The following is a 13,256-nucleotide window of genomic DNA, read 5'->3' as shown; positions in this document are numbered from 1 at the left end:
AGGGTGACCCTACGCGGACTGCCGCCTCGCGAAGCCGGGTGCGCGCTCGGGACGGACCCCGACTCCGACGAGGTAGGCGGGGATGACCGACAGCCACGGCAGTCTCTCGACGGTGCGGAGCAACCCGAGCGGCGGATTCCCGGCGATCTCGCCGCGCAGCACCGGGCCGAGCAGCCGCTTGTCGATCTGGCGTTGCAGCGCCTGGGTGAGAACGGTGGGCACGATGCGCCGGCGGCGCACCGCGGCGAGGTCGCGGTCGGTCAGCGTCGCGCGCCGCAGCGGGTCGGCGAGCAGGCGCGCGGCGGCGACACCGTCTTGCACGGCGACGTTGATGCCGACCCCGCCGGCGGGCGACATCGCGTGCGCCGCGTCGCCGATGCACAGCAACCCGTCGGTGTGCCAGCGGCGCAGGCGATTCAGGCGCACATCCAGGACCTTGACCTCGTCGAGGGTGGTCACGGCACGGACCGTGTCGGTCGCCTCGGGCAACAGTTCGCGGACGTCGTCGTGAAAAGCCTCCAGACCGCGGGCGCGGAGCCGGGTGTCGGCGCCCTTCGGAATCAGCAGCGCCACTTGAAAATAGCCCTCGCGCGGGATAACGATCATCGCCTTCCCAGGCGCGATGCGCGGGAACAGGGTGTAGGTGGTGTCGTCGGGCTGCCGGGGCAGCCGGAACCACCAGGCGTCGAAACCGACCGGCCATTCCCGCACCTGCAGACCGGCCTCGCTGCGCACCACCGACCCCCGGCCGTCGCAGCCGACGGTCAGGTCGGCGCGCAGTTCCCCTGGGCCGTCCGGTGTTTCGTAGCGCACGCCGGTGATCCGGTCACCGTCTCGCAGCAGGCCGGTGACCTCGGTGTTCATCCGCAGTGCGAACGTCGGCTCCTCCTCGCCGACTTCGGCGAGCAGGTTGAGCAGGTCCCACTGCGGCACCATGGCGATGTAGGGGTGGGGTTGCCGCAGTCGCGAGAAGTCGACCATCGTGACCGAGCGGCCGGCGACGTCGAAGGTGACCCTGTGCAGCTTGCTGTGCGGCACCGCCGAGAACCGGTTCCACAGTCCGAGGTCGTCGAGCAACTGCAGGGTGCTGGGATGCACGGTGTCGCCGCGGAAGTCGCGCAGGAAGTCACCGTGTTTCTCCAGCACCGTGACGTCCACACCCGCGCGGGCCAGCAAGAGTCCCAGCACCATCCCGGCCGGTCCGCCGCCCACGATCGCGCAGGTGGTCTTCGCGCTCACCGTGCCCACGCTAGTGGCACCGCGACCGAAGCGCGAGGGTGCGTTCAGCGTCGTCCCGACGCGCCCGGCACTACCGTGGAGGCACTTTCGCGCACCGGCCCCGGATAAATATACGGGTGAGTATAGTTTGGTGGCGCATGTCGCGGCCATGAAGGAGGCCCTCATCACCGACGCACTCATCATCGACGCCGTCCGCACCCCCCGGGGCCGAGGCCGCCCCGACGGTGCGCTGCACCAGTGCCACCCGCAGGATCTGCTGGCCCAGTGCCTGCAGGCGCTGGCAACCCGCAGTGGCGTCGATCCGGTCGACGTCGAGGACGTCATCGCCGGGAACGGGATCCTGTCCGGCGATCACGGCGACGACATCGCCCGGTTGGCGGTCCTGCTCGCCGGCTGGCCCGAGACCGTTCCGGGCATGACCCTCAACCGCTTCTGCGGCTCCGGTCAGCAGGCCGTCACCGTCGCGGCAGCCGGTATCGCCGCCGGCGCCCAGGACGTGGTGGTCGCCGGGGGCGTGGAATCGATGTCCCGCTGGAACGTCACGGTCGGGGTCCCCACCATCGACGGCGACAACCCCGCCCTGAGAGCCCGGTATCCCACTGTGCCGCAGGGAATCTCCGCAGACCTCATCGCGACCCTGGAGGGGTTCGGCCGCGAGGAGGTGGACCGGTACGCCGCCGAGAGTCAGCGCCGCGCCGCCGAGGCCATCGACGACGGCCGATTCGACCGTTCACTGATCGCGGTGACAGCGCCTGACGGTACCGTTCTGTCGACCCGTGACGAACACCCGCGGCCCGGGACCACCGTCGAGGCCCTGGCCAGGTTGCGGCCGGCGTTCGCGGACCTCGGCGCCCAGCGGGTGGACGGCGAGACCGCGACGTTCGACGAGATCTGCCGGCAGCGCTACCCGCAGATCGAGACCATCGACCACGTGCATCACGCCGGGAACTCGTCCGGCGTCGTCGACGGCGCCGCCGCGGTCCTGTTGGCCTCGCCTGAATACGCCCGCGCGCACGCGCTGACACCGCGCGCCCGCATCCGGGCCACCGCGGCGCTCGGCAGCGAACCGATCATCATGCTGACCGCTCCCGGACCGGCCGCGCAGCGCTGCCTCGACAAGGCCGGCATGGTCGCCGCCGACATCGACCTCTGGGAGATCAACGAGGCGTTCGCGGCGGTGCCGATGAAGACCACGCGCGATCTGGGCCTGGACCCGTGTCGGGTCAACGTCAACGGCGGCGCCATCGCGCTGGGGCATCCGATCGGGGCCACCGGTGCCATGCTGATCGGCACGCTGCTCGACGAACTCGAACGCCGCGGGCTGCAGACCGGGTTGGTGAGCATGTGCACCGGCGGCGGTATGGGCACCGCGACCATCATCGAGCGGGTGTGACATGGCCGAGACGCTGACCCTGGAGACCCCGCGCGACGGGGTCACCGTGATCCGGCTGAACCGCCCGGACCGGCTCAACGCGATCAACGAGGCCATGCGCGACGAACTCCGCTCGGCCTGTGCCGCAGTGGGAGCCGACGCATCCGTGCGCGCCGTGGTGCTCACCGGCACCGGCCGGGGATTCTGCTCCGGCATCGACATCCGCGACTTCGGGCCGGGCATGCTGGAGGCCGACGACCCCGCGATCGACCGGCTGCGCTTCCAGGAGGCGATGGCCGCGCTGCCGCTGGCCATCGAGGCGATGCCGCAACCGGTGATCGCCGCGATCAACGGCCCGTGTGTCGGTGCGGGACTGGCCCTGTGCCTGGCCGCCGACCTCCGCATCGCCTGCACCGCCGCGACATTCGGCAACGCCGCGATCCTGCTCGGGCTGTCCGGCGCCGAGATGGGAATGAGCTATCACCTGCCCCGCATCGTCGGCACGACGGTGGCCGCGGACTGGATGCTCACCGGACGCACCGTCGACGCCGAGGAGGCCGACCGCCGCGGACTGGTCAGCCGGACGGTGGCGCCGGCCGATCTGTTCGACACCGCCGTCGACACCGCCGCGACCGTCGCGGCACTGGCGCCGCTGGGGGTGCAGATGACCAAGCGGGCGCTGCAGACCAACGTCGACGCGGCGAGCCTGGCGGCGGCGATGGAAGTCGAGAACCGCAATCAGGTGCTCACCCATGCCACCGACGAGGCGGCCGGTCGCCGGCAGAAGTGGAAGGACTGACCGATGGGCTGGGATTTCTCCACCGATCCCGAGTGGGCGCAGCAGCTGGAGTGGGTCGAGGACTTCGTGCGCACCGAGTGTGAACCCGTCGACTACATCGTCAAGGAATCCCACGACCTGAGCGATCCGGTGCGCCAAGCGCTGATCCCGCCGCTGCAACAGATCGTCAAGAAGCGCGGGCTGTGGGCCACCCACCTCGGGCCGCACCTGGGCGGCCCCGGCTACGGCCAGGTCAAACTCGCGCTGCTCAACGAGATCCTGGGCCGGTCGGAGTGCGCTCCGATCGTCTTCGGCTCGCAGGCCCCGGATTCGGGCAACAGCGAGATCCTGGCCCACTACGGCACCCCCGAGCTGAAGAAGCGCTACCTCGAGCCGTTGCTCGACAACCGCATCATCTCGTGCTTCTCGATGACCGAACCGCACGGCGGGGCCGACCCCAAGGTGTTCACCACCACCGCGGTGCCCGACGGTGACCATTGGGTCATCAACGGGGAGAAGTGGTATTCGTCGTTCGCGTCCTCGGCGTCGTTTCTCATCGTGATGGCGATGACCGATCCGGAAGCCCCGCCCTATCAACGGTATTCGATGTTCGTGGTGCCCGGCGACACCCCGGGCATCAACGTGCTGCGCGACGTGGGTCTGGGCTACCAGCCGCTCGGTGGTGGCGGCCGGGAGGGGTACGTGCGCTACGAGAACGTCCGCGTTCCCGCCGACCACATGCTCGGGCCGCGCGGCGGAGCCTTCGTGGTCGCGCAGACACGCCTCGGCGGCGGACGCATCCACCACGCGATGCGCACCGTGGGGCTGGTACGACGCATCTTCGACATGATCACCGAGCGGGCGGTGTCGCGCTACACCCAGGGCACCGTGCTGGCCGACAAGCAGATGGTGCAGGAGATGATCGCCGACTCCTGGATGGAGATCGAGGCGTTCCGGCTGCTGACCCTGCAGACTGCCTGGAAGATCGATCAGTACAACGACTACCAGGCCGTGCGTGCCGACATCTCGGCGGTCAAGGCGATGATGCAGAAAGTGCTGCACGACGTGGCCGCGCGGGCGCTGCAGATCCACGGCTCGCTCGGCACGTCCCACGAGATGCCGTTCGTCCAGTACCTGACCGAGTCCTTCGTGCTGGGCCTGGCCGACGGGCCCACCGAGGTGCACAAGGTGACGCTGGCGCGGCTGCTGCTCAAGGACGTCGCACCCGCGCCCGATGTGTTCCCGTCCGAACATCTGCTGCGGTTGCGGGAGGCCGCAGAGCGCAAGTTCGCCGACAAGCTGGCCGGCATTCCCCGCGGATAGCCCAGGAACCACGGTGGCGGAGAACACGCGGCAGGTGCAGACCCGGCGGGGCCGGCCCACCCAGGCCGAGTCCAGCGCGCTGCGTCAGCAGCTGCGCGAGGCCGCGGTAGCGACCTTCCTGGACAAGGGATACGACGCGACGACGATGGAGGCGATCGCCGACGCGGCAGGCATCACCAAACGCACACTCTACGCCCGCTATCCGGACAAGCGGTCGGCATTCCTCGACGCGATCCCGTGGGCGTTCACCCGCGCGGTCGAGAACGACATCCTCGCCGACGTCGACGGTGCCGACCTGCGCGCCGCGCTGACGGCCATCGGGCGCGGCGCCCTCGAGCGGGTGCTGGACCGCGACATCGTGCGGCTGCACCGCATCGCCCGCAACGAGGCGCACCGGTTCCCCGAATTCGCGGCCAGTGCACAGTCTCTGGGGTGGGCCAGTCGGCAGCGGCAGGTGATGGACCTGCTGGCCCGCCATGTCGACGCCGGCACCGTCGCGCTCGACGACGTCGAGCTGGCGGCCGAGCACTTCCTGGCGATGGTGGAGGGATTCCCGGCCCGCCTCGCCGATTTCGGCATCTACCGCAGCAGTGCCGACGAGCAGCGCCACCTCACCGCGGCGGTCGATCTCTTCCTGCGCGGCGTGCTGCCTCGATGAGCTTCTGGGCTCGGGCGAGCAGCCGGGGCAGGGCGGCGCCCATCGCCTCGAGATCCGGGTCGGGTGCGTGGCGGCGGCGATTGTGTTTGATGATCAGCGACCAGGTCGCCGCGGACTTGAAACACGCGAGCGCACAGAACCATTCGAGATCCTCGACGGTGCCGCCTGACTCGGCACGGTAGACCGCGATCAGATCGGTGGTTCTCGGCACGGGGAGGTCGGGGACGGGCCGACGGTAGGTCTGCGGGTCGCTGTTGATCAGGAACCAGCCGAGGTCGATGCGGGGATCGCCGAGAGACCAGATCTCCCAGTCGATCACGGCGGTGATCTCCGGCCCGACGGCCAGCAGGTTGCCGAGCCGGAAGTCGCCGTGCACGATCGCGGGTCGTGCGGGCGCGGGCAGCGTGGCCTGTAACAACGACCGAGTCTCCGGCCAGCCCGGCACCAACGCCTGGTCGACGGTCTCCAGCGTGCGCGACCACCGCTCGACCTCGTCGCTCGGGTCGAGCACCGGCTCGTCGCCCAGACCTACCGCAGCGGGATCGACGCGGTGCAGCCGCGCCAGAACCGCTGCGGCACCGCGGAATCGCGCGGCCACCGTACCGCCCGACGGCAGGTCGGCATGCACATCGAACAGCGGCTCCACGCACTCGCCGTCCAGCAGCGTCATCGCGAACAACGGTGGGATGTCGGGCGGATCGCCGGGGTCCTCCAGCACGACGTGCGGCACGGGCACGTCACTGCCCTGCAGCGCTTTCAGTAGTCGAGCCTGTCGCAGCACGTCGCGGTGCGCGACCGGTGTGACACCGGCCGGTGCCACCTTGACCACCACCGGCCGGGTGTCGAGGACACCGTGGTAGGTCAGGCTGGAGGCGCCTCCGGTGAGCGGCTCGAGGCCACCGACACCGAGCCGTGCCAGTCGGGCGGTCAGCGCCGCGGGCACCTCGACGCTCAGCTCAGCCACCCGACCTCGCGCAGGAACGGCTGGGTGTGTGCGATCCGGCCGGTCAGCGTCTCCGGGTCGCCCGTGCACAACCGGAACGCGGTCTCGGTGATCAGCGAAATGTCTTCGGTGTCGGTCTTGGCCAGGTCCAGGGTGCCCGCCCCGGGAGTGGCGACCGGGTGGGACGGCGCGGCGGCATTGACCGCGATACCGTCGGTGAACAACTCGGCCGCAAGGCTTTTCGTCATCCGGTTCTGGGCGGCCTTGACCATCCCGTAGACCCCGAAGCCGGCCGAGACGTCGAACTCGGAGAACGGCGGCCCGTCGGGCAGATCACCGGCCACCGAGGTGACGTTGAGAATCCATCCGCTGCCGCGCTCGCGCATCGCCGGGATCGACAGCTGCGCCAGGTGAAGTGGCGCCAGCACATGCATCTCGAACATCAGCCGTACCCGTTTGTCGGGAAAAGTGTCCAAGGGCCGCAGGAACGTCACGGCGGCGTTGTTGACCAGGATGTCCGGGGCGCCGAGACGGTCGACCACCTCGGCGAAGAGTTCGGCCCGTTGCTCGGGGTCGGACAGATCGGCCGGCACCGCGATCGCCGCGCCACCGGCTTCGGTGATCTCGGAGAGCGTCTGAGACAGCGAGCCAACGTATTTCGGGTCGGGCTCCATGGTCCGGGCTGTGAGCGCCACCACCGCACCCTCGGCGGCCAGCCGCTGGGCGATCGCCTTGCCCAGCCCCCGGCTGGTCCCGGTCACCAGCGCGATCTTGCCCGCGCAACGCGTCGTCACCGCGGCGCCTCCTTCGAACCCGGCGCAAATCTAATCGCCATCACCGTATATTTAAGCGCGTTCACCGTACCAACACCGTCGGGACAGGACACCGAACATGGCCGAATGGTTTCTCTACCTGCCGCAGAGCCGGATGGGCGTCGACGACCTCGTGCAACGGGCCCGGGCGGCCGAGGCCAGCGGCTTCGACGGCGTCGCGTTCCTCGATCACGTCGAGACCCCGATGGCGCCCGACATGCCGATCTGGGAGGCGATGACGGTGGCGACCTGGGTGGCCGCCCACACCGAACGGCTGCGGATCGGCCATCTCGTGCTCTGCGATGCCTTCCGCCGGCCCGCCCTGCTGGCCAAGCAGGCCGTGACCCTCGCCGAGGCCAGCGGTGGCCGTTTCGAGCTGGGCCTGGGGGCGGGCTCCATGCCCGACGAGCTGGCTAAGTTCGAGTTCGGTACCGCGTCGGCGGTGCAGCGGGTGGAGGCGCTCGGCACGACGCTGGCCAAGATCAAGCGCTACTGGGGGCAGACCGAAGGCCCCGAGCCGGTGCAGGTGCCGACTCCCAGCCATCCCATCCCGGTGCTGCTGGCCGGGACCGGCCCACGCATGCTCAAACTGGTTGCCGAGCACGCCGATTGGTGGAACCTGCCCGCCACAAAGGTGAACGAGCTGGCGCGGTACCTGCCGGCGATCGGCGCGGCGCGGCCCTCGGTGCAGCAGATGGTCGCGTTCGTGCGGGCCGGCGACGACCGCGACGCCGTGATCGACAAGGGCCGCCGCCGCTTCGGCCACCTCGGGCCCGGCTTCGTCGGCGGCGGCGCCGACGAATTGCTCGCCTACTTCGCCGGGCTGGAGCAGGCTGGGGCGCAACGCTTCTACGTGTGGTTCGCCGACTTCGCCGCCGTCGAATCGATCGAGGAGTTCGGCGCCACCGTCGTCGCCCGCGCGTGTTGACCGGTCTGGCCGCTCAGAACACCCGGATCCAGTCGATCAACATCTCGGCCGGGTAGGTGCCGCCGGCGGGTTCACGCCCACCCGAGCCGCCGATCGCGATGTTGAACACCGGTGCCATCGTGAAACCGGGATCGTTGAACGGCCAGTCGGGCAGCGAGTTCGACAGTACGGTGAAGAACGGCTCCATCCCGGGCTGGTAGTCCTTCCAGAAGTACATGCCCGAGGGCAGCCAGGTCATCCGCCAGGTGTGCCAGGCCCCGTCGACCGGGTGCTTGTGGGTCTGGAACATCGTGCCGTCGAGCTTGGCGTGCACCGTGGTGCCCGACGGCCAGTCCCGGTTGCCGTACCACTCGAAGAGGTCGACTTCGCCGCCGCGCACGGGGTTGTCGTTGATCAACCAGAACGCCGGCCACGCCCCGTCGGTCAGGCAGTTCAGCTTGACCCGGGCTTCCCAGGTGGTGCCGACGCCGCCGCGCCAGTTCCCGACGATCTTGGCGCTGGCGTACTTCTCCTGAATGTTCGCGCCTTCACCGCGGGTGGCCCGGATGACGAGGTTGCCGTTGCCGTCGTGGAAGACGTGCTCCTGGTCGGTGACGTACCGGCCCATGTTGTAGGGCTTGTCCCATTCGACCGGGTTACGGATGGTTTCGCGCTGCGGGACGATGTACCACGAGGCCGGGTTGGGCGGGGTGCCCGCCGGCGCGTTGAACTCGTCGGAGAACAGCAGACCCGGCGCGGGCTGGGTGGCCGCTTCGGGAACACCGGGTCCCGGGGGCGGGGTGTCCCCGATCCCCGGCTGGGCTGCTACTCGCGGAAGGGGCAGCGCGGCGGCTGCCGCCCCGACCCCCAGCATCATCATGGCGCGTCGCCGATCCATACGTGGCATTCCTGAACCGTAAAGGCAGAAACCGCGATCGTGTGGCTAAACCCGCCATGTCGCGGGTGGCGTTTCGCCGTCCCGCCGGCGGCGCCGTTACGCCGAGACGGTCTGTGCCGCGGGTTGCCGGGTCGGGGTGATCCGTCCGATGACACCCTTGACCGAGGCCCGGTCCAGCAGCTCCTGGTAGAAGTCCTCGGACACCGTGCGCTCGCGGGTGAGCAGGAACCCGCTGAAACCGGTCGGGTCGGTGACGACGGCCCAGTGGTAGTCGGGATCGAGATCGACGATCCAGTAGTTGCCGGGCGGGCGGGCCGAGGCTTGCCCGAAGAACCGGACGTTGAGTTTGTTGTTGTCGGCATCGACGGGCAGGGCGACGCCGGTGATCGACGACTTGGGCCCGTTGTTGACGAAGTAGTTGCCCGAGTTCTGCACCTTGATGGATCCGTCGGGATTGAGGCTGTAGACGGCGGTGGTGTTCACCAGCCCGATCGAGAAGAACTGCTTGACGCTGCCCACTTCGTACCAGGTGCCGAGGTAGCGGGTGAGGTCGACGACCGGCGGCGGAGCCAGCACCACCGCCGCGGTGTCACCCATCACGATGTACTGATCAGGTGCGCCGTAGATGCCGGTGCCGTCGAGCGGTCCCAGCCCCTGGTACATGTCGTTGATCCAGCCGGTCGAGAGGGTGTAGACGGCCTGGGTGTTGCCCGGCGGTGAGAACCCGGTCGCCAACTGGGCGAAGAAGTCGAACAGCGCGTTGCCGCCGATCAGTGAATCCGAGTGTGAGCCCCCGGCCAGGGTCGCGCCGACGAACTGGCCCGGACGGGCGGCCACCAGCTCGTTGGTGGTCTCGCCCCGCGAATTCCACGCCGCCGGTGGGGCCGCGACCTGATAGACCGGGACGAACGGGTCGTCCAGGCTGTCCAACGCCGCCGACAACCGGCCCTGCCAGGCGACCCCGTCGAACATCACGACGCCGCGCAGGCTGCCGTCGCTGAGCAGGTCCTCGGCGTAGTAGCCGCCGACCGACGTGGCGAAGCCACCGCCCGCGGACTGGCCGGACAGGACGAAGCTCGCCGGCAGTGCCCCCTGGTAGCCGGCCGCGCTCGCGCTGGTGGTCAGCGACGCGCGGTCGCCGAGGAACAGCGTGGCGACGCCCTGCTGCATCGGCACACCGTTGAGCCAGCACCCGGAACAGAACAACCCGGGGAACGACGGCAAATTGGGTGCCACCACGATGCTGTTGGTCTGCTGCGAGAGTGTGCGGGCCAGTGCGGACACCGCCGACTTGTTCCCGAGGAAGCCGTGCTGCAGCCAGATCACCCCGGCGGCCGCCACGGAACCGTCGGCCTGGGTCGGGAGGTACCAGTCGGTGCGCGCGGTGTAGTTCCTGGTGCCGACCGGGATGGTCAGCTTGGCTCGCGACGTCTTGACGCCGGTCACCTGGCCGTCGGCGGCGGTGACCGTCGCGGCGGCCTCGACGGGCGCTGAAATCCGTTGTGCAGAAGGCACACTCGCCGGAGTGGGCGTCACCGGTGCCGCGGGGGTGACGGGCGTGGTGTCGGAGGCGGCGTGTCGGCGGACCTCCCGGGGTTCCGTCGTGACCGCCACCGGTGCGGTCGCCACCGTGACGTCCGAGTCGTCCGCGGGCTCCTGCCGGAGGGTGTAGAGCCGGCCGGTCACCGCGGGCTCGGCAGCATCGAGCTCGGCATCGCTTTCGAGGCCGAGATCGCCGGAGACCTCCGTATCGCGCTGCGTGGCCGACGTCGGAACTGACGCGGGCTCCGAGGACCGAGATTCCAGCGTCGTCGCCGAGCGGTCGGCGCCGTCGTCGTCGGCACTTCGCGCCGACGCCTCGCGCGACGGACCGGACTCGGCGGACCGGCTCGTCGTCCCCGCCGCATCGGAGGACTCCGTGTCCGCCGAGGCGACACCCTGCCCGGCGCCGAGCGCCAGGCAGGCGCCCGCACCTGCCGTTCCCAGCCAGAGCAGCCAACGTCGTGACGTCACGGACCGGAATCTAACCGGGCAAGATCAACCCTGACAGCGAATTGTCGCAAACGTAAGCGTGACGTCATTTCGGCCCGTCTGGCGCTCCACGCCGCGCCGTGCCGTGCGATGGTTCAATGGCGCTGCCCCAGAGACAGGAAAATAAATCCATGACCACGTCGCCCGCCGCTCCTGACTTCACCGGCCTGAAGGCCATGTTCATCAATTGCACGCTGAAGCGCTCACCCGAGATGAGCAACACCCAGGGGCTGGTCGATCGCAGTGTCGCGCTGATGCGCGGCAACGGTGTCGATGTCGATCAGATCCGTGCGGTCGACCACGACATCGCCGTCGGTGTCCGGCCGGACATGACCGAGTACGGCTGGGACACCGACGAGTGGCCGGCGCTGCTCGAGCGTGTCCTCGCCGCCGACATCCTGGTCCTGGCCGGCCCGGTATGGCTGGGCGACAACAGTTCGGTGATGCGCCATGTGATCGAGCGGCTCTACGGCTACTCCGGTGTGCTGAACGACCATGGGCAGTATGCGTATTACGGCCGGGTCGGCGGATGTCTGCTCACCGGCAACGAAGACGGTGTCAAACACTGCGCGATGAACATTCTCTACAGCCTGCAGCACATCGGTTACACGATCCCGCCGCAGGCCGACGCCGGGTGGATGGGTGAGGCGGGGCCCGGGCCCTCCTATCTGGACGAAGGATCCGGCGGGCCGGAGAACGATTTCGTCAACCGCAACACCACATTCCTCACCTACAACCTGATGCACCTGGCCAAGCTGCTCAAGAGCGTGGGTGGCTTCCCGGCGTACGGCAACCAACGCTCGGAGTGGGATGCCGGCTGCGATTTCGGCTACAGCAATCCCGAATACCGGTAGCTCCACGTAGACGACGGCCCCCTCGAATCCGAGGGGGCCGTCGCTGGTTCGCGTGCCGGAACTATCCGTTACCGGGACTGGCGCTTCTTCGACGAATCGGAGCCACCGCCGCTGTTGTTGCTGCTGCGCGACGTGTCGGTGGTGCTGTCGTCCTCATCCCCGGCGGAATCGTCCGTGGACTCCTCGACGGCAGTCGCGTCCTCCTCGACGACCGGCTCCTCGGTGGCCTCCTCCTCGGTGACAGGCTCCTCAGTGACCGGCTCTTCGGTGACCGGCTCTTCCTCCGTGACCGGCGCCTCTTCGGTGACCGGCTTTTCCTCGACGACAGCCTCTTCCTCGGTGACCGTCTCGGTCTCGGTGACCGGCGCAGTCTCCTCGGTCTCCGTGCTCGCCTTGCGCGCCTCGGCGGCCGGCTCGACGTCCAGCGTGACCGTGTTGCTGACCGCGAGAGCCGACGCGGCCGAGCCGACCTCGTCCTCGGCCGGCGGGGTGTAGGGCGCACCGGGCACCGGGTCCGGCTTGAGGGCCTCGGCGATCGCCTTCGGAATTCCGTGGAAGATGCTGATGAGGGCGCTGGACGCGTTGATCAGGCCGGGGAACTGATCGCAGTCGCTGCCTTCACACTCCGGGTTGACGTAGCCGTTGAGGAACGAGTTCAGCATCACGCCGGGGGCATTGACCAGCGCGGTCATGACGGCCTGGCCGTCGCCCTCACGCAGCGCGCCGGTGACCGCATCGGCGAGCAGCGCGAACTCGAAGCCCATGGCCAGGAATGGCCCGAGCACATTCTTGGTGATGTCGCTGACGATCGAGGACCGGTCGAAGATGACCCGGACGACCTGCTGGAAATTGGTCGCCATCTGCTCCGGAATGCCCATGACGCCATCAGGATTGCGCGGGCTGGGGGCCTGCGACCAGAACGCGTTGTACAACGGCGATCCGATGTTCAGCGCATAGACGAAGGAGCGGTTGAGCCGATCCCACCCGTCGGCGAACTCGCCCGCCCGGAAGTGGGCGGCGGCCTCTTCGAACAGCGGCCGGCCGTTGCTGCCGTTCCACCACGAGTTGAACGACTCGGGGACCCCGACGAAGCCGGCGACGATCTTCTCGCCGTAGGACCACTGGTTGGCCAGCACCTGGTTGAGGATCGGGAACGGTTCCGACGCGAAGGTCTGGAAGATGTTGGCGAAGTTCGCGGCCGTCTGGTTGAAGAGGTTCCCGTACACGGCGGAGGTGTCGCTGGAGTAGGTCGGGTTCGCCGATGCTGTCAGCGCCACGGCACGGTTCTGCGCCTGGATGTCGACGACCGGCGACACGGGGGTGATGGCGAGAGCGCCGGCACCGACGACGGCCACGCCGGCAGCGAGAAACTTGCTGACGCGAGGCTTCGACGGGGCGTGATCCGGGCCCATTTCGAGGGCTGGTGCAGGGTGCACTTGTT

Annotated in this window: 12 protein-coding genes; 6 read left to right on the top strand and 6 right to left on the bottom strand. The window is 69.0% G+C overall.

Annotated elements, in window-relative coordinates:
• Window positions 1-9: 9 nt before the first annotated feature.
• A complete protein-coding gene (locus G6N31_RS19490; RefSeq protein ID WP_197747143.1) occupies window positions 10-1,239 on the bottom strand; it encodes an FAD-dependent oxidoreductase in 1,230 nt (409 codons plus the stop codon).
• A gap of 148 nt (window positions 1,240-1,387) precedes the next feature.
• On the opposite strand from G6N31_RS19490, the gene G6N31_RS19485 reads away from it, so the two are divergent.
• The 4 genes from G6N31_RS19485 to G6N31_RS19470 are packed head-to-tail and all read left to right on the top strand — an operon-like array spanning window position 1,388 to window position 5,370.
• Window positions 1,388-2,632 carry an acetyl-CoA C-acetyltransferase gene (locus tag G6N31_RS19485; RefSeq protein WP_098000560.1) on the top strand — a complete coding sequence of 415 codons (1,245 nt, stop codon included), beginning with the start codon at window positions 1,388-1,390 and terminating at the stop codon, window positions 2,630-2,632.
• Window position 2,633: 1 nt separating this feature from the next.
• A complete protein-coding gene (locus tag G6N31_RS19480) occupies window positions 2,634-3,410 on the top strand; it encodes an enoyl-CoA hydratase/isomerase family protein (protein WP_098000562.1) in 777 nt (258 codons plus the stop codon).
• A gap of 3 nt (window positions 3,411-3,413) precedes the next feature.
• Window positions 3,414-4,712 (top strand): acyl-CoA dehydrogenase family protein, encoded by a 1,299-nt coding sequence (locus tag G6N31_RS19475; RefSeq protein WP_098000564.1) that lies wholly within the window; start codon window positions 3,414-3,416, stop codon window positions 4,710-4,712.
• A 13-nt stretch (window positions 4,713-4,725) separates the two neighbouring features.
• Entirely contained in the window at window positions 4,726-5,370 is a 645-nt protein-coding gene (locus tag G6N31_RS19470; RefSeq protein WP_234815125.1) for a TetR/AcrR family transcriptional regulator, read from the top strand.
• Here the strand turns inward: G6N31_RS19470 and G6N31_RS19465 are convergent.
• Entirely contained in the window at window positions 5,324-6,334 is a 1,011-nt protein-coding gene (locus G6N31_RS19465; protein ID WP_098000568.1) for a phosphotransferase family protein, read from the bottom strand. The two genes, G6N31_RS19470 and G6N31_RS19465, sit on opposite strands and share 47 nt — an antisense overlap.
• Entirely contained in the window at window positions 6,322-7,107 is a 786-nt protein-coding gene (locus G6N31_RS19460; RefSeq protein ID WP_098000570.1) for an SDR family NAD(P)-dependent oxidoreductase, read from the bottom strand. The genes G6N31_RS19465 and G6N31_RS19460 overlap by 13 nt, the downstream gene beginning before the upstream one ends.
• A 97-nt stretch (window positions 7,108-7,204) precedes the next feature.
• On the opposite strand from G6N31_RS19460, the gene G6N31_RS19455 reads away from it, so the two are divergent.
• Window positions 7,205-8,053, top strand: coding sequence for an LLM class flavin-dependent oxidoreductase (locus G6N31_RS19455; RefSeq protein WP_098000572.1), 849 nt, complete (start codon window positions 7,205-7,207; stop codon window positions 8,051-8,053).
• 13 nt (window positions 8,054-8,066) lie between these two features.
• On the opposite strand, the gene G6N31_RS19450 is transcribed toward G6N31_RS19455, so the two are convergent.
• Both G6N31_RS19450 and G6N31_RS19445 read right to left on the bottom strand, forming a co-directional pair.
• The gene (locus tag G6N31_RS19450; RefSeq protein ID WP_098000574.1) at window positions 8,067-8,930 is read right to left on the bottom strand and encodes a glycoside hydrolase family 16 protein; all 864 of its coding nucleotides are present in this window, start codon (window positions 8,928-8,930) and stop codon (window positions 8,067-8,069) included.
• A gap of 96 nt (window positions 8,931-9,026) precedes the next feature.
• The gene (locus G6N31_RS19445) at window positions 9,027-10,943 is read right to left on the bottom strand and encodes a lipocalin family protein (protein ID WP_098000576.1); all 1,917 of its coding nucleotides are present in this window, start codon (window positions 10,941-10,943) and stop codon (window positions 9,027-9,029) included.
• 149 nt (window positions 10,944-11,092) lie between these two features.
• On the opposite strand from G6N31_RS19445, the gene G6N31_RS19440 reads away from it, so the two are divergent.
• Window positions 11,093-11,815: a flavodoxin family protein gene (locus G6N31_RS19440; protein WP_098000578.1), complete on the top strand. Its 723-nt coding sequence runs from the start codon at window positions 11,093-11,095 to the stop codon at window positions 11,813-11,815.
• A 68-nt stretch (window positions 11,816-11,883) separates the two neighbouring features.
• Here G6N31_RS19440 and G6N31_RS19435 read toward each other — a convergent pair whose 3' ends face one another.
• Window positions 11,884-13,251 carry a hypothetical protein gene (locus G6N31_RS19435; protein WP_133117647.1) on the bottom strand — a complete coding sequence of 456 codons (1,368 nt, stop codon included), beginning with the start codon at window positions 13,249-13,251 and terminating at the stop codon, window positions 11,884-11,886.
• Between the last annotated feature and the right edge of the window lie 5 nt (window positions 13,252-13,256).

It is taken from the genome of Mycolicibacterium duvalii (assembly GCF_010726645.1).
GTDB classification, from domain to species: Bacteria; Actinomycetota; Actinomycetes; order Mycobacteriales; family Mycobacteriaceae; genus Mycobacterium; species Mycobacterium duvalii.
This window is presented reverse-complemented; position numbering and strand designations above follow the sequence as displayed.

What these genes read in the sequence shown, in the direction of transcription:
- G6N31_RS19455 (WP_098000572.1), top strand. Translation starts at nt 7,205, where the DNA reads ATGGCCGAATGGTTTCTCTACCTGCCGCAGAGCCGGATGGGCGTCGAC.
- G6N31_RS19475 (WP_098000564.1), top strand. Translation starts at nt 3,414, where the DNA reads ATGGGCTGGGATTTCTCCACCGATCCCGAGTGGGCGCAGCAGCTGGAG.
- G6N31_RS19480 (WP_098000562.1), top strand. Translation starts at nt 2,634, where the DNA reads ATGGCCGAGACGCTGACCCTGGAGACCCCGCGCGACGGGGTCACCGTG.
- G6N31_RS19485 (WP_098000560.1), top strand. Translation starts at nt 1,388, where the DNA reads ATGAAGGAGGCCCTCATCACCGACGCACTCATCATCGACGCCGTCCGC.
- G6N31_RS19440 (WP_098000578.1), top strand. Translation starts at nt 11,093, where the DNA reads ATGACCACGTCGCCCGCCGCTCCTGACTTCACCGGCCTGAAGGCCATG.
- G6N31_RS19450 (WP_098000574.1), bottom strand. Translation starts at nt 8,930, where the DNA reads ATGGATCGGCGACGCGCCATGATGATGCTGGGGGTCGGGGCGGCAGCC.